This window comes from Sphaerochaeta associata, from assembly GCF_022869165.1.
GTDB lineage: Bacteria > Spirochaetota > Spirochaetia > Sphaerochaetales > Sphaerochaetaceae > Sphaerochaeta > Sphaerochaeta associata.
Window position 1 is genome coordinate 3,334,549 of sequence record NZ_CP094929.1, and the last position, 23,261, is coordinate 3,357,809.

The window sequence follows — 23,261 nt, forward strand, 5'->3', positions numbered from 1 at the left end:
CACATTACAACAGTTTGATTTACCACTCGTCATCTTCATCCAGCAAATCTTCCTTGGCCATCTTCCGCTTGACCTTGGCAGAGAGCACGGCAAAGCTGGTCGCCAAATCGGTGCGCTGCACCACCACGCGGGGGGGAAGCTTCAGATCCTTGGGAGCGAAGTTCCAAATGGCGAGGATTCCGCATGCCACCAGTTTCTCTGCAACCTCCTGGGCTTGCACGGCAGGAACTGCAAGTACGCCGATGTTCACATGGTTTTCCTCAAGATATTGCTGCAGATGGGTGAGAGGATAAACCGGGACATCCCCCAGTTTTGCACCCCATTTCTGTTGGTCGATATCGAAGGCGGCGACTATCTTCAGGCCATAGCTCTCAAAGCCCTCATACCGGGCAAGAGCAGAACCGAGATGCCCGGCCCCGATGAGCACCGCATCGGTGGCGTTGTCCCAACCCAAGGTATGAACAATCGCATCAATGAGCTTCACCACGGTGAAGCCCACCTTCGGCTTGCCTTCGATTCCTGTACACGAAATATCCTTGCGGACCTGAATTGGTTTAAGGCCAAGCTCATCGGCGAGCATGGTAGCCGATACCATCTCCATCCCCTCGTCGCGATAGCCTTTCAGAAGGCGGAGGTAGGAAGGAAAGCGCTTGATGGTAGGGATAGGTATGCCACGGTTGTCTGTTGCCATCATTTCTCCTGTTGCAGTGCATCCACGATGTTCTCTACGAGAGAGTGCGGAGTGGAGGCTCCCGCTGTTATACCCAGTATAGCACACTGGCGCATTTCATCTACGATTTCTGATTCATCCTCTATATGCCACGCTTTCCTGCCCATTTCAATAACCATGGAGTACAACGCCCTGGTATTTGCGCTGTCCTTGCCTCCGATGACCACTACTCCGTCGCACTGCCGGGCGAGCTCGATCAAGGCGGTCCTGCGGTTCACCGAGCTCGGACAGACCTCATTTGCAAACACCACTTCAACACCCTTCCGGCGCCAGGAGATCAACACATCCTTTATCTGGGCCCACAGGCTCTGGTCGAACGTGGTCTGCACGAAGACAGCGTAGGCGACTCCGTCTTCAGGCTCTCCTACATCGTCAAGGGCTGTGACGAGCTTGGTGGTGATGGGCTTTCCATCAAGCAGAACCTCAAGCATGGCCGTCGATTCGGGGTGCTTATTGTGTCCGACAACGAGAATTGTATGCGTGCAAGCATAGCGGCCGATATGCAAAAGGTTGCGCTTGACCACCGGGCAGGTGGCATCGACTATATGGTATCCGGCATCCAGAAAATCGGAACGCAACGCATCGCCGACTCCATGCGCCCTGATCACCACCAAGCCTTTTTCATGCCCTTCGGGCCCGGATATCTCTGTCATCCCCTCTTGGGCGAACCGGTTGCAGACTTGCTTGTTATGAATCAATTTTCCCAAGGAGTATACAGGAAGACCTGCCCTGCGGGCATCCTCTATGGCATTTTGGGCCATATCAAGGGCTCGGGAAACTCCCTTGCAATACCCCATGGTATGCGACATGACTATTTTCATAGCATCCAGTATGACAAAAATACTGCCGTAAGGTAACCCCACGGCAGTATGTGATAGTTCGAGATGAGTAGAATGCCGGTTACTTGGCCTCAACCACCGCAGTCTGCTTCTTCTGAGCCTTACTGATCCAGTACAGCATGGAAGGAGCGAGGAAGTTGGAGGAGAAGGTTCCAAAAAGAATACCGAACATCATGTTGATGGCAAAGAGCTGGATATCACCCGATGCGAAGACTGCGAGCGGCAGAATTGCAACCACAGTAGTAAGAGCACTCATGATCGTTCTGCTCACCGACTGAGTCACACTCAGGTCGATCTGCTTGGCCAGGGCGGCACTCTTGTTCAACTCAACATTCTCACGAACACGGTCGAAGATGACGATGGTGTTGTTCAGTGAGTAACCGATAATCGTCAAGAGCGCGGCAATGGTCGTACTGTTGAACTCAAGACGAAGAATCGAGATTGCAGTAAGCATCATCAGAATGTCATGCAACAAGGCGATCAAGGAGGAGGCTGCATAGGCAAAGCGGAATCTGATCCAGACATAGAGCAGAATCAAGGCCATGGCGACAACAATAGCCAGAATCGAGCTGGAAAGCAGGGTTGCACTGAACTTTGGCCCGATGTAGTCACTCTGCAGCACTACAACGTTTCCCTGTCCGAAGAAGGACGCAAGAGCATTCTTCACCTCCTCTTCCATGGAAACCTGATTTGCACCGTCTTTGATGCCCAAGCGGACCTGGAAGGTCTGGTTTTCGGAAGAACCCACAGTCTGCACCTTCACGTTTCCAAGAGAAGCGAGCGCCGAGCGTACATCCTCGATGGTGGAAGTTCCGGTACCCTGGAAATTCAGCTTGGTCGGAGTCTCTCCAAGTGTTGCAGGGAATCCGTAACCTGAAAGAAGGTCGGCCGTATTCAATGAACCGTCGACTGCAGTTGCAGTCACTTCAGGCACTGCATTGAGTGCAGCAGCTAGATCCTTGGCGGTAGGATACGCTTGGGAGCGGAAGCTGGTTGCAGAAACGCCTTCCTCACCGCGGAACTCGAGACTCAAAGCAGAACCGGAAATGGCGAGGACTGCATCCTTGTTGCCACTGTAGGTCACTTCAAGTCCGACGGGGGCGATTTGGATGCGCTGGCTCAAGCCGCTTTCGAAGTCAACACCGAGGTTGAAGCCTCCGAACACACCCAAGGTGACGGCTCCGGCAAGCAGGAGGACCACAGCCAAAGCCCATGCATACCAGCGAAGTTTGATGACAGGAATATCGTTCTTAAGCATTTAGTTTTTCCTCCAGCTGATGTGCAATTTCTTGCCCTCACGGTGAGCAACAGTCGCATCAAAAATGAGATGCGAGACAAACAGGGCGGTGAACACCGAGCTGACGATACCGATGGCCAGGGTGTTGGCAAAGCCCTTGACCGAGCTGCTTCCGAGCTGCGAAAGCACCAAGGCTGCGATGATCGTAGTGATGTTGGCATCCATGACCGTCCAGAACGCCTTGTCGAACCCTGCCTTGATGGAGGCAATGTCGCTCTTTCCCAATCGCCGTTCTTCCTTGATGCGCTCAAAGATGATGACGTTGGTGTCGACTGCCATACCCAAGGTGAGTATCAGACCGGCCACGCTGGTCAGGGTCAAGGTGAAGTTGAAGGCGGAAAGCACGCTGATCATGATAAAGAGGTTGAACAGCAGAGCCAGGTCGGCAACCAAACCGGACACATGGTAGTAGGCGAACATCAGGATGACGACCAAGGCGAGACCGATGGCAATCGCCTTCACACCGGCACTTACTGCATCCTCACCCAAGGTTGCGCCGACAGCCTGCTGGCTGGAGACAATCAACTCGATGGGAAGGGCGGCGGTCCGCAGTACGATGGCCAGGTCACTGGCTTCCTCTGCATTGAAACCGGAGATCTGTACGCTGTTTCGGATTCCCTCATTGATGGTGGCCATAGCCTTGACTTTGCCATCCATGACAACGGCCATGGTATCACCGACATGAGTGGAGGTGAGCTTGTAGAAAATATCCCCGCCAAGGCTGTCAAGCTGGAAGTTTACAACCGGTCGACCGGTGATGCCGTCGGTCCCGGTGGTTGCGCTCTCGAGATGGATGCCGTCCAAGCCGACTTCCTCTTCGATGACTACATAACTCTCAAGCTCGTCAATGCCGTAGGCATCGCTGACATAGTAGCCGGCTGCAATCTTGCCTGCAGGCAGGAAGGAGGGCTGCTTGAGGGCGCCTGTATCGGTATAGACTTCAGAGGGATTAGCCTTGTAGTACGCGTCAAGCTCGGCGGTCAAAGCTGTGTCAACCATCTTGAAAACCAGGGAGCCCTTGCCACGGAGGAACGAGTTCACACGTTCGGGATCGGCGGCTCCAGGGACCTCGATCAGAATCTGATCGCTGCCCTGCAATCTGATGACCGGCTCACTGACGCCGAACTGGTCGATGCGCTTCTCCAGGATCTCGATATCCTGGCGGATGGCTTCGGCAATCTCGGCAGAAGATGCGCTGCCGCCCTTCTTTGCCTCATAGCTTGCCGTATCTGCTTCCAAGAGGATGCTCATACCACCGCGCAGGTCCAAACCAAGTTGCAAGGCCTTGTTGCCAAGGGTCTTCAGCTCAAGCAGGGAGGTGCGATAATAGGACTCGATGGTATCGAACAGATTCTGCTCGTTGTAGAACCCACCAAAGACGGCTTCCAACGTCCAGGTCTTGGGGACAGGGCGCTTCATTGCCTTGTAATTTTCCTTGGCACTGTCCTTGAGGTAGGAATACTGGGCGGGAAGTGCCGCCTTGGAATCTTGGGCCACCAAATCCTTCAGGGAACGCAAGTCCCGTGAAGCCTGCCCGCGGGCATACTCCTTGATCTGTACATTTGAGCCTGTTGCCAGTTCCTTGGCGTCCTGCGGTACGAATCCATACCACTTGATGGTGGGATACAAAAAATATCCACACAACAAGATGACAGCCAGAACGATCACCAGACGACTCCGTTTTTTCATGATACTCTCCAGATTGTCTTCAATAGAATTTAGTTGTTGTCTTTTTTCTCAGCATCGGCTTCGACTGCAGCCACTTCAGGCTTTGCTTCAACGGCCTCGGGAGCACTCACCTGCTCTTTCTTGGCTTTCTTCTTACTCGAAGGTTCAGTCGTCTCAGCTTTGCGGTTAACAATGCTGCTGATTGCATTCCTGGAGAACTCAATGCGGGTATTGTCATCGACCTTGACCACAACGGTAGTCTCTTTTACTGCAACTACGGTTCCGTGGATGCCACCGATGGATACAACCTTGTCTCCCTTCTTGATGGCGGCAAGCATCTCCTTGGTCTCCTTGTCCCGCTTCTTCTGCGGTCGGATGATCAAGAAGTAAAAGATGACAATGATGAGACCAAAGGTGACAAAGGTGGTCATCATTGAACCAGTTGAGCCCGCGGCACCTGATGCCTCTGGGGCGGCCATAGCACTAAGCAATGAAAGCATGGGGTAATCCTCACTTTGCAAGAAATCGGATGCAGAAAAGAGGTGGAAGGGGTCTTCGCATCCAATTTTCCAAGTATCGATAAAAGTAGCACGTTCACTACATGGTAGTCAAGTTTTACCATTATAGCCAAAAAAGGGCCGCAGTAGTTGCGGCCCCCGTCTGAAAGCGATAATTTACATCATTCCGCCCATTCCCTCGGCACCCGGATTCATTGCCGGAGCCGCAGGAGCGGGAATATCGGTGACGGCGCACTCGGTGGTGAGGATCAGCGAAGCAATGGAAGCTGCATTCTGCAGTGCACTGCGGGTGACCTTCACCGGATCGATGATGCCGCTATCGAACATATTGACCCACTTCATGTTCTCAGCATCGAAACCGACACCTGCTTTCTCATGCTTGCACTTGTCGGCGATCAAGGAACCATCAAGGCCTGCATTCTCAGCAATCTGGCGGATCGGCTCCTCAAGAGCGCGGCGGACAATCTTGTACCCAACCTTCTCATCCTCGGTGAACTTGGACAGGTCGGTCTTCTCGAGTGTAACAGCGGCCTGAACCAGAGCAACACCACCGCCGGGGATGACTCCCTCCTCGATGGCTGCGCGGGTGGCGGAGAGTGCATCCTCAACACGGTGCTTCTTCTCCTTGAGCTCAACCTCGGTTGCAGCGCCGACATTCAGAACGGCAACTCCACCCGCAAGCTTGGCCAGTCTCTCCTGGAGCTTCTCGCGGTCGTAGTCGCTGGTGGTATCACCGATTTGGACCTTGATCTGTGCGATGCGGTCCTTGATCTCACTCTGCTTGCCGTTTCCGTTGATGATGGTGGTGTTCTCTTTCTCCACCTTGACGCTCTTGGCTCTTCCGAGCTGGGAAAGGTCGGCATTCTCAAGCTTCAGGCCGAGCTCTTCGCTGATGACCTCTCCACCGGTAAGGATGGCGATGTCTTCAAGCATGGCCTTGCGGCGGTCGCCGAAGCCGGGTGCCTTGACGGCAACGACATTGAGAATTCCGCGGACGCTGTTCACAACCAGGGTTGCAAGAGCCTCACCGTCTACATCCTCTGCAATGATGAGCAGGGGCTTGCTGGACTGGGCGATCTTCTCAAGGATGGGGAGCAGTTCCTTCATGTTGGAAATTTTCTTGTCGTAAATCAGGATGAAGGGATCGTCGAGCACTGCGGTCATGGTGTCGCGGTTGTTGCAGAAGTATGCAGACAAATAACCGCGGTCGAACTGCATGCCCTCGACAAAGTCGGTGGTGGTCTCGATGGTCTTGGACTCCTCAACGGTGATGACACCGTCCAAGCCGACCTTTTCCATCGCATTGGCGATTTCATCGCCGATGGTGCGGTCGTTGTTGGCACTGATGGAAGCTACCTGTGCGATCTCTTCCTTGTCCTTGATCATCTTCGCCTGCTTCTTGATCTCGATGACAGCATCTGCGACAGCCTTGTCGATACCACGGCGGATTCCCATCGGATTCACTCCGGCGGCCACGCTCTTCATACCTTCCTTGGTGATGGACCAAGCAAGCACGGTCGCGGTGGTGGTTCCGTCACCTGCAACATCGTTGGTCTTGGTTGCCACTTCCTTCAGAAGCTGTGCACCCATGTTCTCGAACGGGTTCTCGAGCTCAATCTCACGGGCAACCGATACACCGTCCTTTGTTACGGTCGGAGCACCGAATTTCTTGTCCAGAACGACCAGACGACCCTTTGGACCAAGAGTTGCCATGACTGCGCGAGAGATCTTTTCGACACCGGTCACCAATGACTTGCGTGCCTCTTCGTTGAACTGCAATTGTTTTGCCATACTATATATCCTCACTTAAAGAATATGTTGTGCGATTACGTGTAGTAGGACCAAACGGCTCTACCGTCATGTAACATACAAATAAAAATGCCGAGAAGCAAGTGAAAAATGCAGATTACGTGATTATCAAGGCCAAAGACATGCCCAAAATGGCGGAAACGACATTACTGACCAAGTTCACAACATCATTATCCACCCACCTTAGACCACGCTCCAGCGGCAATACTCTTCCTTCGACGACAGGCCGCTCGGTTATACGGTCGTTGACTTCATCATAATAGTGTGCCTGTACGGTCGCCCCCAAAACGCTGTCCAAAAGGCACCCGAAGAAGGAGCTGAGAGCAATCACAGAAGCCGCAAGAGCGCTCTTGGCAGTAATCGGGAGAAAGCAACCCCACATACACAAAGCAATCAGGACCGCGCCGACAAGACCGCTTGCAAGGCCGAGCGGACTGACTGCACCGCTCAAGCCGGCTTTCATCGGACGACCGGTAATAATGGAGACCGGCTTGGTTTTGGAGAGAATTCCCACCTCACTTGCAAAGGTGTCGCTTGCAGCCTCCCCCACGGCCGAGCCGAACATCACCAGAAAGGGGAGAGATGGATTGAATGCATACAGAAGAGCGGAAACAAGGGCCATCAAACCGTTGGCGTACACCTGGGCGGCATCACGCCGGCCGCCCTTCTTATGGATCTTCATGACATCGAAGGAAATCGCACGCTTGGCGAGCTTGCCGAGCACCCCTGCCGCCATGAAGAACAACAGCAAGGTCGTCAGGGCCCCAAAGCCCAGTACCCAAGTCGGACCAAAACCGACCAGATATGCCGCGACAGCCCCTCCAAATGTAAGTTGCCGGGCGGCATAGGAGCCTATGGAGACTACCAGCATAATCAGGACAAGAGCCCAGAATGCAAAGGGAAAGGAGAAAAAGAACTCATTGAAATAGGAGGCGAGGGAACCGGTAGCTGGAACGAGGTTCGCAAACTCGCTCATAGGAACACCTCAAGGAGGAAAACTGCGAGCAAAGGAACGGTGATATTATCCAATGCAAGGGGGGTAACGGCTTCCACCAATGCACTGACCAAGCCGATCAGCAGAGAAATTCCAACAATTGAAGTCATTCCGAGCGTGCTGTAAGAAGCAAGGCCGATGAAGGTGATGATGAAACTTACACCGGCCATGACCAGCGTCCCGAGGTATGATTTCTTGGCAAACCGGATTGGCAGCTTCTTTTTTCCCCACTTCGCACCAATGAGGGCCGCCAAGCCATCCCCGTACCCCATGATCAGCACGGCGATGCTGCAAGCCAGGGAAGAAACAATGCCTTGGTACTGCATCACCACCAGAATCAATAACGTAATGGGGAAGTAGATGAGACCGTAGTTGCGCTTGCGGTCATCCATTCCCAACGCCTTGCCCCAACCCAAGAAGGTGAAAAGGCTGTTGGTGATGATGAAAAAAATCGGACCGACAAGGGCGTAAGCGAGGGTGGTGAAGAAATTCACCTCGATGAACCACCAGTTTGAAACACCGATGTGCACAAACTTTCGCATCGATTCGCTGGTAATCGAGAACCGATGCTTCAAAAAAATTCCTACGGCGATGACCAAGGCTAAAAAGGGAAACGATATGAGCAATCCGATGATATTACTATTCATACGCGTCATGATGCAGGGAATGTATAAGAATTTCAAGAGATTAGGCGAGTAACAGGCATGTATGCAAAACATCAAAAATGATTAGACGGAGAATTGACAGCACTACTGCCTCATGCTACCGTTTTATTGCTTTCGATTTTGTGTTGCAGCTGGTACGTAATTCCTAAATGTTCGCACGCGTGCGTTACTGAATCGCTCCCGCAGACAGGTAAGAGTTCAAGACTGCGCCACATGAAGCAATATTGCAGTGCAGGTGCAGTGAACCTGCGAAGGATGCTTTGAATGGCAAAGAAAATCTACGTTGGAAACATGAGTTACAACACTTCCGAAGAAGAACTTCGGGACCTGTTCGCACAGTACGGCACCGTTGTCAGTGCCAATATCATCATTGACCGCGAAACACGCCGCCCCAAGGGCTTCGGTTTTGTGGAGATGCAGGAGGATGCTGCTGCCGATGCCGCAATTTCCCAGCTTGATGGCAAGGAAGTGGGCGGGCGCAATCTTCGTGTCAACGAAGCGATTGCAAAGCCCCGGCCGGCGCATGGAAACTATCGCAACTAAGTAGCCATTGTATGATTCAGTAACGGGAACGGAGCCTCGCGGCTCCGTTTTTCTTATCGTGCTTCCTCCAGCTGAAAACGCAACAACCTCTTGCCGTCATGCTCCACGGTCTCGCAGAACATCTCGTACGGACGAACCCACCAATAAGGGGTCCCAAGGGGGCGGTAGAGCACCATCGTCTTCAGCGTCTCGCTGTCGATGACGGTGTCCACCACTTCATACAGCCCGCCCTTGAAGTGCCGATAGACACCCTTGTGGATGCTTTGGGGCTCTACCATGCTCCTCCTCCGCCACCGCCGAAACCTCCGCCACTGAATCCGCTTGACCCGAAGGAGGAGTGAATCGGAGAACGGCTTCCACCCTTTGCCTGGGTATAGACGGCTTTTTCCATGACCGACCCGTGCAGTCGGTGTGAGAGAGCGCTGTAGAACACCGCATCCCTGATCGGGCGGCTGCCTACATACCACGAAGGTTGCTCGATTGCGATCTTGGCGAACTTCTTCGCCCATACATCCTCAAGCCCCAGAACGATGGCGAAGCCAAGCACATGGTAGAAGATCTGCGGGTCGGAGTCGATCATCATCTTCAGCCTGTCCATTTCCACCTTGCTGATGAACTCTTTGTAACCAACAATCTGTTCAAGCTTTGCTTGGGCGTACGCGCTCCGCTTGGCCGTCATGATCGTAAGGAAGCCGAAATACACGGGGAAAAGCACCACCGCAAGACTCATGACCGTCGAATACGGCAGACTGTGCTCCAACACAGCATATTCGAACATGAATGCAAAACCGAACATTGCGATGCAAAAGAGGGCCAGGGCGAAGAACTTGATCGTCTTCTTGGCAGGCGAACTCATAACCCACGTCGATGAAAGCCGGCTTGCCGACAAAAGGGCGATGCCCATGCTGAAGAAACCGATGACCAAAAAGGGAACCGTCTCAGCCGATATATAGGTGATGGTGGATGCAATGGCATTGAGCACCACCACCAAAGCCCCATAGAGCATGGCGATGACCCGCTTTTTCTCGGCAGTACTGTCGTTGAGTCTGCGCTCTCCCTTGAAGTAGGCGTGTACATCTGTTTTCGCCTTCATCAAAGCTTCTGCAAATTTGCCCTTTTCCAGTTGCTTCAGGGTAACCGTTGTGCCGTCTCCACAGGCAAAGAACGCATCAAACAGCTTCTTCTCGTGGGCTTTGGTTGTTGCAGGCTCGCTGAGCTTGGTAAAGAGGAACTCCTTCTTCGCCTGCTCCTCGATGGTCAGACAGCCCTGGTCCGCCCAGGTAAAGAGCATGCTTGTCACGTCCTTGTTGTCCACCACCCCGTCGGCCAGATAGCCGACTTCCATCGGACTCAGACCCTCGGGGGGATCGAAGCGGACAACGGGAATAAACAACTCCTCCCTGCCGTACCGGCGAAACAGCATCAGGGCATGAAAGCCGGCAAGCAGGGCGACCAGCCATGAAATGATGGAAGCCGGAATTGTATAGTCGATAAACGGCTTTACCTCGGAAAAGTAGCCCTCTTCCATCTGAACCCGCAAGGTAAGCGCTTCCCCGGGAAGAAGGTTGCTTGCTTTTCCCTCGATGGTCCGCCCATCGGAACCGAGGGTGAAAACCCCCCGCTGGGCGGTTGAACCATAGGAGCCTCCGGTCAGAAAGACCATGGAAGGATCAACCGGTTTGGGGAAGGTGATGCGAAACGTCATCTCCTTGATCGGAGCCTGCCAGCCCGGTCCGACCAGATTGTAGTAGAACTCGTCATACTCATCGTTGCGATCGTCCCCGATTGCATAGGTATAGCCTATCAAATACTCCTTCAGGCCCGTAACCGTCCGATTCTCCGAGCCGAGGCGGAAGGTCACCCAATCGGAGGAAACGGAATCCTCCTTGATGGGCTCATTGGATTGAAGGTCCTTCAGTTTGACCCGTACCTTGCCGAAGCGAATGGGAATCTCGCGGAAAATTCCGTGGCGCGGAGTGGAGAAATTAGCCACTATCTGCTCTTTCACTGCATAACTATTGTCCAATGCGGCTTCCATCTCGAGATGGAAGCGCTCGAATACATAGTCCTGGGCAAAGAGCAGAGAGAGACTGCACACGATCAAAATTACAAGAAGCAGTGTCCGTTTCATTAAAACTTAACCTCGACACGGGCTCTTGCCTCTTCTTCAATGGCCAGGTAAGGCTTCTTGCCAAAGTGGAAGATGGAGGCAACCAGAGAAGAAGGAAAGACCTCGATGATGGTATTCAAGCCCTTGATGATGGCATTGTAGTACTTGCGCGCCCCAAGCAGCTGTTCCTCGATTTTCTGCAGTTGGGCCTGAAGGTCCAGAAAACCCTGGTTGGCTTTGAGATCCGGATAGGCTTCGCTGAGGGCGAACAGGGATTTGAGGGTGGAGCTGAAGGCCTTGTCTGCGGAATCCTTGTTCTCGAGACCGGTTGCATTGATGGCCTTGTTGCGGGCTTCGATGACGGCGGTCAGGGTCTTTTCCTCATGCTTGGCATACCCCTTGACGGTTTCCACCAGATTGGGGACCAGATCGTAGCGCTGCTTCAGGTGGGCGTCGATCGCCGATTCGGCTTCCTCGCCTTGGTTTCGCAGGCGCACATACTTGTTGTAAACGCTGACCACATACAGACCGATCAAGATGACGACACCAATGAGAATATACAAAATTGTCATACCAACCTCCATGTTGGGAATACCAATTTGTAGCATGCTACAAGGGCGGCCCTCGGTCAAGAGTTCGACAAAAAGGGAAGAGGGAAGCTTGCATTAGATACGATAGTACTGTATCTTTATTCGTGTAAATCGCATAAATATTCCATTCCAGGAGAATCCAAACCATGAGGGAACGACACAACCGGTTGGCGGTAGTCAAGGAATTGATAAAGAACAACCGCATCGACAATCAGGATACGCTGCTGGAGCTGCTTAGAACCGAAGGGTACTCGGTTACCCAGGCAACACTCTCCCGTGACTTGAAAATGCTCAAGGTGGGCAAAATCAGCGACGGTTGGTCGGGGTACTACTACAGCCTCCCCGAGAACGACTTGATCAGCGAATCAGAGAAAAGCTATATCCAGGATGTGCGCAGAGGCATCCTGTCCATTGAATTTTCCGGCAACTTCGGAGTCATCAAGACAAGACCCGGCCACGCCAACTCTGTCGGCATTGCCTTGGATGTGCTTGCCATTCCGGAGATCCTCGGAACCCTTGCAGGTGATGACACCATTTTCATCATCCTTCGTGAAGGAATGACCAAGGAAGACTTGCAGGAGAGTTTCAAGACCCGCATCCCCGATATAGAAGAGTAAAGCCACCTTGCACACCACCGCCCCTCCGCTTACAATGGGGGGGCTTTTGTGTACCATCAGGAGAACAGCATATGACATTTAAGAATCTCGATACCAGCAGTGCATTCAAACAGTTGCAGGCCCTGCCTGCAAGCGACTTGAAACTCGTTCTGAGTCCGGATCGTATCAAAGCCTGCCATGCATATGCAGGAGGAGGGCTTACCTACCATTATGGGGCCATGCCCGTAGCACAAGAGCATATGAAGGTACTGCAGCAGCTCAGCGACGAGCTGTCGTTGACCGGGAAATATCAGGCCTTGGTTGATGGAAAGGTCATGAACACCGGCGAAAATCGTTTGGTGCTCCACCACCTGACCCGCGGACAAGTCGGAAAATCCGTAACTGCCGACGGTGAGGACAAGGGAGCCTTCTACCAGGCTCAGCTGGAGAAGATCAAACGTTTCTCCGACCAGGTACGCAGCGGAGCCATTCTGGGTTCGACAGGCAAGAAGTTCTCCACTGTGGTACAGATAGGTATCGGCGGCAGTGATCTGGGGCCCCGTGCACTCTATCTTGCCCTCAAAGGTTGGTGCACGAGTTCTGAAATTGAGTTGCTCGATGCCCAATTCATCAGCAATGTCGATCCCGATGATGCACAAGCGGTGCTTCAGAACCTCGATCTGGAAAGCACTCTTTTCATCCTGGTCTCCAAGAGCGGAACAACATTGGAGACGCTCACCAACCGCGACCTTGTCTTCCAAGCCATCGCAGAAAGCGGCATCAGGGGTATCGACCCTGCCAAGCACATGGTTGCCGTTACCAGCAAGACCAGCCCGCTGGCCGCCTCATCCTCTGTTCTCGACTCCTTCTTCATCGACGACTACATCGGAGGTCGCTACAGCTCGACCAGTGCGGTAGGAGCAGTGGTACTCTCCCTTGCCTTCGGCTTTGAGACCTTCAAAGCCTTTCTCAACGGCGCCCATGAAGCCGACATGCTCGCCCTCAATCCCAAGGTTGAGGAGAATGCCGCATTGCTCGATGCCCTGTTGGGAGTATACCTTCGCAACGTCCTTCAGTATCCCACTACGGCAATCCTCCCCTACTCACAGGCTTTGAGCCGATTTCCCGCTCACCTGCAACAGTTGGACATGGAGAGCAACGGCAAACATGTGAACCGGGATGGGCAGAACCTCTCCTATCCGACCGGACCGGTCATTTTCGGTGAGCCGGGAACCAACGGCCAGCACTCCTTCTACCAGCTGCTGCATCAGGGGACCGATATCGTGCCTCTGCAGTTCATCGGCTTCTCCGAGTCTCAGTACCAAAAGGATGTCGTTGTGGAGGGCTCCACCAGCCAAGAGAAGCTGAACGCCAATCTTGTCGCCCAGATCGTCGCCTTTGCCTTGGGCAAGAGTGATGGAAATGCAAACAAGCAGTTTGCAGGCAACCGGCCTTCCTCGCTGCTGTGTGCCAGACAACTCGACCCCAAGGCCCTCGGAGCGCTGCTTGCGCACTACGAGAACAAGGTCATGTTCCAGGGCTTTGTGTGGAACCTCAACAGCTTCGACCAAGAAGGAGTCCAATTGGGCAAGGTCCTGGCAGCCAAGGTCCTGGACGGCTGCAAGGGCGACGAGGTGCTCAAGGCATTCTCAGAGTTGCTCTAAACGTTGTACGGCCCCCCGCGGGGCCGTTGCTATTTGTTCTTCATATATCTTCTTGAAAAACCCGTTGCCGCTTTTCTGGTTTTTCACTATTATCGTTAGCATCCTAACAAATAGTCTGGAACACATGGAAACAACACCGCGCATTGGATTCACCATCAAAACCCTCTCCCATCGCATCGGAAGGAACCTGGGACAGCAACTCAGGCTGGGGCATGACTGTGCCTCGACCGCCGTACGCAGCCACATCCTGGGCTACTTCGCCCACCATGAGAAAGAAACCGTACTGCAAAGCGAGCTGCAACAGCACCTGCTCGTCAGGCGCTCGACCATGACCAATATACTGGCCGGTATGGAAAGCGAGGGGCTGGTCACCCGAGAAGACTGTCTTGCCGACAAGCGACAGAAACAAGTCCGCCTGACAGAGAAGGCGAAGGCTCTGTGCAACGAGCACCTCAAGCTGGTCAATGAGTTTGAGGACACCCTGAGAAGCTGCCTTACCGATGAAGAGCTGCAACAGTTCTTCACCATCACCGAGAAACTGAATCAACTATTGGATAGCTATACATGATACACAACCTGAAAAAACAAGCAAAAGGCAATCTGGCCCCCACCTTCCTGACAATCCTCTTCGTCATTCTTGAGGTCGTCATGGACGTCACCATTCCCTTCCTGATGGCATTTCTGCTGGACAGGGGCGTCGATGCAGGAAACCTCTCGGAAATCATCAAATGGGGATTGCTGTTGTTGCTCTGCGCCTCGATCGCCCTGCTCTTCGGAGTGCTTGCCGGCCACTTTGCCGCCAAGGCATCAACCGGCTTTGCACGTAATGTCCGCAGAAGTCTTTTCCACAGGGTGCAGGACTTCTCCTTCTCCAACATTGATAAGTTTTCCACTGCATCCTTGGTCACCCGCATGACCAGCGACGTCACCAATATCCAACATGCGTATCAAATGCTCACCAGAATTGCGGTGCGCAGCCCGGTCATGCTGCTCTTCAGTTTCATTATGGCCTACAGCATCAATGCCCGCCTGAGCATGGTGTACCTGGTCGCAATTCCCGTACTCGGCATCGGTCTTTTCTTTTTAATCCGTGCAGCCTACCCGATTTTCACCCGGGTCTTCAAAATTTACGATCGGCTGAATATGGTGGTGCAGGAGAACATCCGAGGAATCAGGGTGGTCAAATCATTCGTCCGTGAGGAGCATGAGAAAACAAAGTTCAACACCGTCTCCGATGAGATTTTCAAGAACTTCATGAAGGCTGAAAAAATTGTGGCCTACAACAGCCCCCTGATGCAGGGCACGATGTATGTATCCATCCTTGCAATCTCCTACATTGCAGCCCGCCTTATCGTCTCCTCCAGCATGACAACCGGCCAACTGATGAGCTTCATCACCTATACCTCGCAGATCCTGATGAGCCTGATGATGCTCTCCATGGTCATCGTCATGCTGACCATCAGCAAGGCCTCGGCCCAACGGATCGAGGAGGTGCTCTCCGAGCAGAGCAATCTTACGCAGAATACCAACGGCCTGACGACCATCGCCGATGGTTCGATTAGCTTTGAGCATGTCGACTTCAGCTACTTCAATGCACAAGAGAAGCGTTGTCTCTACGATATCAACCTACGCATAGAGAGCGGACAGACGGTGGGCATCCTCGGCCCAACCGGCAGCGCAAAAACCACGCTGGTCCAGCTCATTCCCCGTCTCTACGACGTCCTGTCAGGATCGGTGAAGGTAGGGGGCGTCGATGTACGCGAATACAACCTTGAAAGCCTCAGGGAGGCGGTAGCAATGGTGTTGCAAAAGAACATCCTGTTCAGCGGAACCATTGCAGAGAACCTGCGATGGGGAAATGAGAAGGCCGGGGACGAGGAACTTGTCCAAGCATGCAGGATCGCCCAAGCCGACTCGTTCATCACGGCCATGACCGATGGATATCAAACGCACATTGAGCAGGACGGGACAAACGTATCAGGAGGACAGAAGCAGAGACTGTGCATCGCCCGAGCCCTGCTGAAGAAACCCAAGATCCTGATCCTCGACGACTCCACCAGTGCAGTGGATACAAAAACCGATGCTGCGATCCGCAAAGCCATGGCAACCGAGATGAGGCAAACTACGAAAATCATCATCGCCCAACGCGTTGCTTCCGTTGAGGACGCCGACCAGATCATCATGCTTGACGATGGCCGTATCCAGGCGGTGGGAAACCACCAACAGCTGCTTCAGTCCTGTCCGCGCTATCAGGAACTGTACACTGCACAACTGCGCAAGGAGGAACGGGCATGAGAATGAACGGCAATCAGAAACCACAGCTACACGGGGGAATGCCCAAACTGGATATTGCTACCTTCAAGCGTCTCTTTTCCTTGATCTTAATCCCCTACAAAGGGCGCTTTGTCATTGTCTTTCTGTGCATCATCATCAGCGCCCTCAGCGGTGTCGCGGGTTCGGTATTCCTAAGAATACTCATCGACTCCTACATCACCCCGCTCATCGGGTCCGCAAATCCTTCCTTCGGCCCCCTCATACAGGCGCTGCTCTTGATGCTCGCCATCTATGCAAGCGGCGTTGTCGCCTCCTTTGTCTACAACCGATTGATGATCACCATCGCTCAAGGAACCCTCAAATCCATCCGCGACTCCATGTTCTCCCATATGCAGACCTTGTCGATCCGCTACTTCGACACCCACTCCCACGGCGATGTGATGAGTCTGTATACCAACGATGCCGATACCCTGCGGCAGATGGTCACCCAATCAATCCCGAATTTCATCAACTCGATCATCACTGTCACGGCGATTTTCCTTGCGATGCTTCTGACCAGCTGGCAGCTGACCCTCGTGGTGGTGGTCTCCCTCGTATTGATGCTCTCCATCTCCTCCAAGGTGGCAAAGAAGAGCGGCTCCTACTTCATGGCCCAACAAAAGGCTATCGGCAAAACCAACGGATACATCGAGGAGATGATCAACGGCCAGAAGGTGATCAAGGTATTCACCTATGAGAATCGGGCGAAAGATCGATTCGACCGACTCAATGAGGAACTAGCCGCCGATGCCTTCAACGCGCATCGCTTTGCAAACATCCTCATGCCGATCATGGGCAACATAAGCTATATCCAATATGTACTGGTCGCAATTGTCGGAGGCCTTCTGGCCCTCGGAGGAATCGGTTCGCTCACCCTGGGAGCCATCGCCTCCTTTCTGCAGCTCAGCCGCTCGATCAATATGCCTATCAACCAGATGGCGCAGCAACTCAACTCGGTGGCAATGGCACTGGCAGGCACAAAACGCATTTTCGCACTCCTGGACGAATCGAGCGAACCGGATGAGGGCTACATCCGCTTGGTGAACGCAAAGCAGAACGAAGAGGGAACGCTGACGGCAACCGAAGAGAAAACCAATCTCTGGGCATGGAAGGATGAAAGAACCAATACGCTTACCAAGCTATGCGGCCACGTGCAGTTGCACGAGGTAGATTTCGCCTATACTGCCGACAGGCTGGTTCTGCAGGATATCACCATCGAAGCAAAACCCGGTCAGAAAATCGCCCTCGTCGGTGCCACAGGCGCCGGCAAGACAACCATCACCAATCTCATCAACCGGTTCTACGACCTTGCTGATGGAAAAATCCAATACGATGGCATCAACATCAACACCATCTCCAAGGACCAATTGCGCCGATCATTGGGCGTGGTCCTGCAGGATGTCCATCTTTTCAGCGGAACGGTCATGGAGAACATCCGCTACGGCCGCCTGGACGCCACCGACGAACAGGTGATCGAGGCAGCAAAGCTGGCCAACGCCGACACCTTCATCGAACACCTGGCACAGGGGTATCAAACCCAGCTCTCAGGGGACGGGACATCCCTCTCCCAAGGGCAGCGGCAGCTGCTCTCCATCGCACGGGCCATTGTGGCGAACCCTCCGGTGCTGGTTCTCGACGAGGCAACCAGCAGTATCGACACCCATACCGAGACGGTTGTCCAACGTGGCATGGATGCCCTGATGCAGGGAAGAACGGTATTTGTCATAGCCCACAGGCTGTCGACCATCCGCAATGCCGATATGATTTTGGTGCTGCAGAACGGCAGGATCATCGAGCAGGGTACGCATGAGCAGCTCATCGAGCAGAAGGGCCAGTACTATCGCCTCTATACCGGGGCCTTTGAGCTGGAATAGGTAACCAGAATCACCCCTATGGCAACGAGGGGCAGGGAGGCAAGGTACTGCATGCGCAGTACCGATTCTCCCAGCACAAGGGCTGAGAGCAGGGTGCCGAAAACCGGGATGAGAAAATTGAAGATGGTGATGGAGCTGACCCTGTTGTACTTGAGCAGCTTCGTCCACAACGAGAAGGCGGCGGCGCTCAGACCTGCCATATAGGCCAAGAGGCCGAAGCCTGCAAGACTGCTTCTTGGAAAAGAAGCTCCCTGCAACAAGGCAATCCCCAACAGGACCGAACCACCCAGAAACAGTTGCAGGGCGGTAAGCAGCACAGGGTCGATGGATTTGCTCATCCGTTTGCTGTACAGTGAACTCATGCTGTGCAACAAGGCGGCTATGATGACAAAGCCCTCTCCCTGCAGGGAGACGGAAAGCGTCAGGCTTGATTCAAAATTAACCATAATCACCGCCAAAAACCCAAAGAGAATTCCTACAGCCTTTCGTGTGCTGATCTTGTCGTTGCTATAGAAAAAATGAGCCAGGATTGCACTGAAGAAGACCGAGGAGGCATTGAGAATGGAGCTTTTCGCCCCGGTGGTGTAGGACACACCCACGTAAAAGAAGTAGTAGTGAACCGTCGTCTGCATCAATGAAAGCAGGGCGATGCTTCCCCACTGCCTTCGATCAAGACTTCGGGGACTTTGCTTTACCCCTTTCTGGAAAAAACGGACGAAAAAGACCAGCAGTCCGGCCAAGGCAAAGCGAAGCCCGGCAAAAGCCATTTTTGCAGCAGTATCATCCGCTCCTACGGAAAACAGCTCATAGCCAAGCTTAATCGCCGGATAGGCGCTTCCCCACAGCAGTGCACAAAAGCTTGCCAGCAGCGCGGCAACCACCGGTCTGGCCAGTATCGATTGTTTTTCTAATTGCATAACGGCAGTTCCTCACAAAACCTAATCAGGTCGCTCAAGCTTCCTTTGCGATACGAATCAAGAGAGTCTTGTTGTTCGTTGATCAGGCAATCGGTGACCAAGTACACCTGCATGCCCAGTTGCTGTGCAATCATGTCCTCACCGACATCGTTGCCGATCATCAAGCATTGCTCGGCCTTTACCGAACGACTCTTCAGAATCTCTTGGTAATAGCCTACATGAGGCTTTGCATAAGAAAAATCCTCATAGGTGGTAATCAAGGAAAAAAGGGAGGGGTCTAGATTCGCCCAACCCAAGCGGGCATAGGTTCCCTGCCAAGGGAAGAGCGGCGTGGTGGCGAGCACCACATCATAGCCCTTGCTGCGAACCATGGATACCAAGCCGGGAGCAAGCGGAGAAGGCTTGCTTGCAGCTTTAAGCTGATGAAAATCCTTTTCATAAAACGAAGCGAGGCGGGCATTGAATTCACTGACAGGGATGCCGGTCATGTGCTCGAACGTCTGGTCGAATCGCTCCTTGTTGGTCATGGTCCCATCATTTGCGAGCATGGCTTTCAGTCCGAATTGAAGAGCTGAAAGAGCAGAAGAGCCGTCATAGCCGAGCTCGACACAGCATTTTTCAAACAGGTTGAAATATCCGTGCATGAACCGCTTCTGTTCAAGAGGGAGCAAGGTCCCGTCAAGGTCAAAGAGAATGGTATTCAGTCGTGCTGTAGCCATTCGCCGATGATACGTCGAATAACGATGAGCGTCAACAAATAAAAAAACCCCCAGGGAAAAGGAGGTTAAACCCTGGGGGAACAAAAGGAGGTTAGAAAAAATCCGATTTCGTTGCCATCCGACCCAACGGGTGCAGTAGCATGTCGTTCTCTTTCTGAAAAGAACAGTACCGATAACACAAAAAAACGTCAAGCGGTTTTTTGAATTTTCCCAAAAAAATGATTTTCTTTTTAATTACTGTGTCATAAGTTACTCTAGCTTGAAACAATGTTTCTAAAAATTATTGCATGATTGGGAAAATCCTTCACATCTCACTGCGAAGAAGGGGGTCTCGCCCCCTTCTTCTGCTGATATCAATCAAACTTAAAATTCTTCATGGAAAGAGGCTGGCGGGTATTCTCCAGCACATCCCTCCATAAGGACCCTTCCAAGTCGACATGGTTTCGGGTTGATACCGCCACCTTGATCGGCAGATGTACAAATCGGTTGTGCAACAGGCCGATGAGCGCCTGCGTCTTGCCCGACATTGCAGCATGGACTGCATGTGCCCCCAGGCGGGCGCAGTAGATGGAGTCGTAGGAGTCCGCCGGAGCGCTGCGGATGATGTAGGACGGGTCGATGTATTTCACATTCGTCTCAATCCCCTCACGTTTGAAAAACTCGTTGATGCGGTCCTTGAGAAATATCCCGATATCCTGGAACTTGACATTACCCGAGGCATCGAGCTCGTTGCTGGGTGGCAGCAACTCCTGTCCGGCTCCCTCACTGACCAAAACAACGGCATGGCCGCGGTCGAGTATTCGCCGTCTCAGGTGTTCCAACAAACCATTGGGGCCATCGAGGTCGAACGGATTCTCCGGAATGAGGCAGAAGTTGACATCGCTTTGGGCCAAAGCCGTCTGGGCGGCGATAAAGCCCGATTCACGTCCCATGACCTTGACCAAGCCGATGCCATTGATGGAGTTCTTTGCCTCGACGTGGGCGCTGCGGACAACAGGAACCGCCATCTGGACAGCCGTATCGACGCCAAAGGAACTCTGGATCAAGGAGAGGTCGTTGTCGATGGTCTTGGGAATTCCGATGATGGAAATCTTCAGACCGCGTTTCTTCACCTCTTCGTAGATGTCATAGGCGCCTCGAAGGGTTCCATCCCCACCGATGGTGACCAAAATGTTGATATTCAGTTTTTCAAGGGAGTCGACGATCTCCTCAACCTGTTTACCGCCGCCACGTGCCGAACCGAGGATGGTTCCCCCCTTCTCCTGGATATCGTCCACAACATCGGGATCCAAGGTGATGAGCGGCCAAGGACTGTTTTCAAGCAGGCCTTGGTAGCCGAACTGCACTCCGCTGATTCTGCGCACCCCGTACCGGTACCAGAAACAGCGAACTACGGCTCGAATGACATTGTTAAGTCCTGGGCAGATACCTCCGCAGGTGCAAATAGCGGCATGTACGTGTGCCGGGTTGAAGTAGATTTTCGCCCTCGGGCCCGCAACTTCCACCGTCTCTTCATGACGGGGGACCGGATGACCGTTCTCATCGATATCGGTATCGATGCCGAACAGGATGTGGTCGTCGTCGTTGACATAATCGGCCTGTCCATCATTATGCGTGGTGCTCATCATGATCGGGCTTGAGATTTTCGCCTCGCCGAGTACGGAAATGTTAAAATCCAATTTTTTCGTTGTCACAGTTCACCTCCAGGTGCATCTTGCGCTTCAAGCAGAAGTGCCAAGTCCTGCCTGAATCGATCGAATGGTACGTTCAGATCCCTCTTGGCCTGCTTCTCAAAATTACGGTACAAGTCAAGAAAAGCCATGGCGAAGGCTGTGAGGGTCGCCCCGTCGCGACTTGCCCCACCCTTGCGTCGATTCAGAACAGCAACTCCAAGACTTCTTTCCAGGTTCTGCACCATGGAAAACGCCTTCGAATAGGAGATGCCCAAGGCCGAGGCGGCCTTGCGCAATGAGTTGTGCACCGCCACCTGATCAAGCAGCCAGAGCACCCCGATTCCCATGAATTTATTGCCTTCCTCGTCGACGAGGTAGAGCTTTGTCTTTAGTTCCATGCTTCTCCTGCCGCCTGATAGACCAAGTCCACCAGTTCAGCAATCTTATCACATTCCACCGAACAATAGGCAAGTCTGAACGTTACATCGGCAATATTGATGCATCCAACCTGATACTTGTCCAGTAAGTAACGACGTAGAGCCTCGGCACTTCCTTTGGTCTTGAAGGCCATGAAGTACCCGCTATTGAAGGGATAGGGTGTCAGAAGAGGATTCCCCTCATGTTTCTTGAGCGCTTCCTTGAGGATCCGGTAGCGCTTTTCCATCTCCGTCTTTGCAGCAAGCTTGTCCGCCTCGTAGCGAGGGCCGTCCTTCATCGCCTTGGCCAGCAGACTCTGCCCGGGCTTGTCACAGTTGGAGACCGTGCTGCGGATGATGCCCAACGTCTTCTTGTTCAGCGCGTCAAAGTGAGCCTCGGTCAAATCCTTGCCGCCATAGGTGATGAATCCGATACGGAACCCCCATACCATGTCTTCTTTGGTTGCAGCATCGCATTTGACGGCGAAAATGTTGGAGTGGGCGTTGCATAGGTAGGCAAACAGGCTCTCAGTGGCGGTCTCTTCCTCGAAGAAAAGGCCATAGTAGGCGTCGTCACTGATGACCATCAGCTTCATTCCACTCTCTGCAAGCTCGATCAAGGCAGCAGCGATGGCTGCCATCTCGGCCTTGCTGGGAGTATAGCCGGTAGGGTTGTTGGGGAAGTTGAGAAGCAGGCGGGCTTTCCTGTCTGCAATCGACAGCAGTGCCTGTTTCATCCCTTCGACATTGAACCGTCCCGCATCCGTGTAGAGAGGGAAGGTAACAATACCAGCATTGACCTGATGGCCGAAGATCAACTCATAGTTGTCCCATGCCAGATCGGGAATGACCAGCGTATCACCTTCTTGGGCGAACAGCTGGGCGAGCACGCTCAGTCCATGGGTGAGGCCTGAGGTAACGATGGGCAGCGAGATGGACTTGCCCGCAAGCGAAGGGTTCTTCACAAGCATCTGGGCTTTCCAAAGTGTCCTGAGCTGCTGGTCCCCTCCACCGGGGGCGTACGAGAAGAGTTCGGAGGGCTTGAAGGAGTTCTCGGCAAACTTGTTGTAAATATCCGACAGATACATGGGCTGGCCTTGTGAGGTGGCCATTCCGATCGTGGCATTGAAACGAGTTGCTTTCTGGCCGGCTTCGGCGCTTTGGGCGACGATTCCCTTAGGGAAAAACATCCTTTGCCCGACGTCGGAGAGCATTGCATCCACTATAGTGTTTTGCAAAGTCTCATTCAGTTCAGTGGCTAGTGCGTGCATAACATGTCCTCCAGTTATGCATTACTGTATATACGGTTTCCCGGAAAATGTCATT

General features: G+C 53.1%; 22 protein-coding genes. 6 read left to right on the forward strand and 16 right to left on the reverse strand.

Annotation, left to right across the window (positions count from 1 at the left end; genetic code table 11):
- Window positions 1-19: 19 nt before the first annotated feature.
- The 8 genes from MUG09_RS15470 to MUG09_RS15505 form a co-directional block, all read right to left on the reverse strand.
- Complete coding sequence (locus MUG09_RS15470) at window positions 20-691, reverse strand: redox-sensing transcriptional repressor Rex (protein WP_244772331.1); 672 nt, start codon at window positions 689-691, stop codon at window positions 20-22.
- Window positions 691-1,551 carry a 4-hydroxy-3-methylbut-2-enyl diphosphate reductase gene (gene ispH, locus MUG09_RS15475; RefSeq protein WP_244772332.1) on the reverse strand — a complete coding sequence of 287 codons (861 nt, stop codon included), beginning with the start codon at window positions 1,549-1,551 and terminating at the stop codon, window positions 691-693. The genes MUG09_RS15470 and ispH overlap by 1 nt, the downstream gene beginning before the upstream one ends.
- Window positions 1,552-1,630: 79 nt before the next feature.
- Window positions 1,631-2,827, reverse strand: a complete 1,197-nt coding sequence (gene secF, locus MUG09_RS15480; RefSeq protein WP_244772333.1) for a protein translocase subunit SecF — start codon at window positions 2,825-2,827, stop codon at window positions 1,631-1,633.
- On the reverse strand, window positions 2,828-4,555 hold the full coding sequence (gene secD, locus MUG09_RS15485; protein WP_244772334.1) for a protein translocase subunit SecD: 1,728 nt from the start codon (window positions 4,553-4,555) through the stop codon (window positions 2,828-2,830).
- Between the two features lie 29 nt (window positions 4,556-4,584).
- Window positions 4,585-5,034: a preprotein translocase subunit YajC gene (gene yajC / locus MUG09_RS15490; RefSeq protein WP_244772335.1), complete on the reverse strand. Its 450-nt coding sequence runs from the start codon at window positions 5,032-5,034 to the stop codon at window positions 4,585-4,587.
- A gap of 174 nt (window positions 5,035-5,208) precedes the next feature.
- The gene (groL, locus tag MUG09_RS15495) at window positions 5,209-6,843 is read right to left on the reverse strand and encodes a chaperonin GroEL (RefSeq protein WP_244772336.1); all 1,635 of its coding nucleotides are present in this window, start codon (window positions 6,841-6,843) and stop codon (window positions 5,209-5,211) included.
- Window positions 6,844-6,958: 115 nt separating this feature from the next.
- On the reverse strand, window positions 6,959-7,837 hold the full coding sequence (locus MUG09_RS15500; protein WP_244772337.1) for a DUF92 domain-containing protein: 879 nt from the start codon (window positions 7,835-7,837) through the stop codon (window positions 6,959-6,961).
- Window positions 7,834-8,502, reverse strand: coding sequence for a diacylglycerol/polyprenol kinase family protein (locus tag MUG09_RS15505; RefSeq protein WP_244772338.1), 669 nt, complete (start codon window positions 8,500-8,502; stop codon window positions 7,834-7,836). The genes MUG09_RS15500 and MUG09_RS15505 overlap by 4 nt, the downstream gene beginning before the upstream one ends.
- A 282-nt stretch (window positions 8,503-8,784) precedes the next feature.
- On the opposite strand from MUG09_RS15505, the gene MUG09_RS15510 reads away from it, so the two are divergent.
- A complete protein-coding gene (locus MUG09_RS15510) occupies window positions 8,785-9,063 on the forward strand; it encodes an RNA recognition motif domain-containing protein (protein ID WP_244772339.1) in 279 nt (92 codons plus the stop codon).
- 53 nt (window positions 9,064-9,116) lie between these two features.
- On the opposite strand, the gene MUG09_RS15515 is transcribed toward MUG09_RS15510, so the two are convergent.
- From MUG09_RS15515 to MUG09_RS15525, 3 genes are read right to left on the reverse strand one after another with little or no spacing between them, the layout of a single operon-like run.
- Complete coding sequence (locus MUG09_RS15515; RefSeq protein WP_244772340.1) at window positions 9,117-9,341, reverse strand: DUF1653 domain-containing protein; 225 nt, start codon at window positions 9,339-9,341, stop codon at window positions 9,117-9,119.
- Complete coding sequence (locus MUG09_RS15520; protein ID WP_244772341.1) at window positions 9,335-11,194, reverse strand: DUF2207 domain-containing protein; 1,860 nt, start codon at window positions 11,192-11,194, stop codon at window positions 9,335-9,337. Before MUG09_RS15520 ends, MUG09_RS15515 begins: the two co-directional genes overlap by 7 nt.
- Window positions 11,194-11,745 (reverse strand): LemA family protein, encoded by a 552-nt coding sequence (locus MUG09_RS15525; protein ID WP_244772342.1) that lies wholly within the window; start codon window positions 11,743-11,745, stop codon window positions 11,194-11,196. The genes MUG09_RS15520 and MUG09_RS15525 overlap by 1 nt, the downstream gene beginning before the upstream one ends.
- Window positions 11,746-11,909: 164 nt before the next feature.
- Between MUG09_RS15525 and MUG09_RS15530 the strand changes: the two genes are divergently transcribed.
- The 5 genes from MUG09_RS15530 to MUG09_RS15550 all read left to right on the forward strand — a co-directional run bounded on the left by MUG09_RS15530 (window position 11,910) and on the right by MUG09_RS15550 (window position 18,210).
- Window positions 11,910-12,380 (forward strand): arginine repressor, encoded by a 471-nt coding sequence (locus tag MUG09_RS15530; RefSeq protein WP_244772343.1) that lies wholly within the window; start codon window positions 11,910-11,912, stop codon window positions 12,378-12,380.
- A gap of 71 nt (window positions 12,381-12,451) precedes the next feature.
- Window positions 12,452-14,023 (forward strand): glucose-6-phosphate isomerase, encoded by a 1,572-nt coding sequence (locus MUG09_RS15535; RefSeq protein WP_244772344.1) that lies wholly within the window; start codon window positions 12,452-12,454, stop codon window positions 14,021-14,023.
- Between the two features lie 124 nt (window positions 14,024-14,147).
- Window positions 14,148-14,591, forward strand: coding sequence for a MarR family winged helix-turn-helix transcriptional regulator (locus MUG09_RS15540; RefSeq protein WP_244772345.1), 444 nt, complete (start codon window positions 14,148-14,150; stop codon window positions 14,589-14,591).
- Entirely contained in the window at window positions 14,588-16,318 is a 1,731-nt protein-coding gene (locus tag MUG09_RS15545) for an ABC transporter ATP-binding protein (protein WP_244772346.1), read from the forward strand. The genes MUG09_RS15540 and MUG09_RS15545 overlap by 4 nt, the downstream gene beginning before the upstream one ends.
- Window positions 16,315-18,210, forward strand: coding sequence for an ABC transporter ATP-binding protein (locus MUG09_RS15550; protein WP_244772347.1), 1,896 nt, complete (start codon window positions 16,315-16,317; stop codon window positions 18,208-18,210). The genes MUG09_RS15545 and MUG09_RS15550 overlap by 4 nt, the downstream gene beginning before the upstream one ends.
- Here MUG09_RS15550 and MUG09_RS15555 read toward each other — a convergent pair.
- The 5 genes from MUG09_RS15555 to MUG09_RS15575 all read right to left on the reverse strand — a co-directional run bounded on the left by MUG09_RS15555 (window position 18,183) and on the right by MUG09_RS15575 (window position 23,206).
- Window positions 18,183-19,127 (reverse strand): DMT family transporter, encoded by a 945-nt coding sequence (locus MUG09_RS15555; RefSeq protein ID WP_244772348.1) that lies wholly within the window; start codon window positions 19,125-19,127, stop codon window positions 18,183-18,185. The two genes, MUG09_RS15550 and MUG09_RS15555, sit on opposite strands and share 28 nt — an antisense overlap.
- Window positions 19,118-19,846: an HAD family hydrolase gene (locus tag MUG09_RS15560; RefSeq protein WP_244772349.1), complete on the reverse strand. Its 729-nt coding sequence runs from the start codon at window positions 19,844-19,846 to the stop codon at window positions 19,118-19,120. The genes MUG09_RS15555 and MUG09_RS15560 overlap by 10 nt, the downstream gene beginning before the upstream one ends.
- Window positions 19,847-20,199: 353 nt before the next feature.
- On the reverse strand, window positions 20,200-21,540 hold the full coding sequence (locus MUG09_RS15565) for an ATP-dependent 6-phosphofructokinase (RefSeq protein WP_244772350.1): 1,341 nt from the start codon (window positions 21,538-21,540) through the stop codon (window positions 20,200-20,202).
- Window positions 21,537-21,917 carry a winged helix-turn-helix domain-containing protein gene (locus MUG09_RS15570; RefSeq protein WP_244772351.1) on the reverse strand — a complete coding sequence of 127 codons (381 nt, stop codon included), beginning with the start codon at window positions 21,915-21,917 and terminating at the stop codon, window positions 21,537-21,539. The genes MUG09_RS15565 and MUG09_RS15570 overlap by 4 nt, the downstream gene beginning before the upstream one ends.
- Window positions 21,908-23,206, reverse strand: a complete 1,299-nt coding sequence (locus tag MUG09_RS15575; protein WP_244772352.1) for an aminotransferase class I/II-fold pyridoxal phosphate-dependent enzyme — start codon at window positions 23,204-23,206, stop codon at window positions 21,908-21,910. Before MUG09_RS15575 ends, MUG09_RS15570 begins: the two co-directional genes overlap by 10 nt.
- Window positions 23,207-23,261 lie beyond the last annotated feature (55 nt).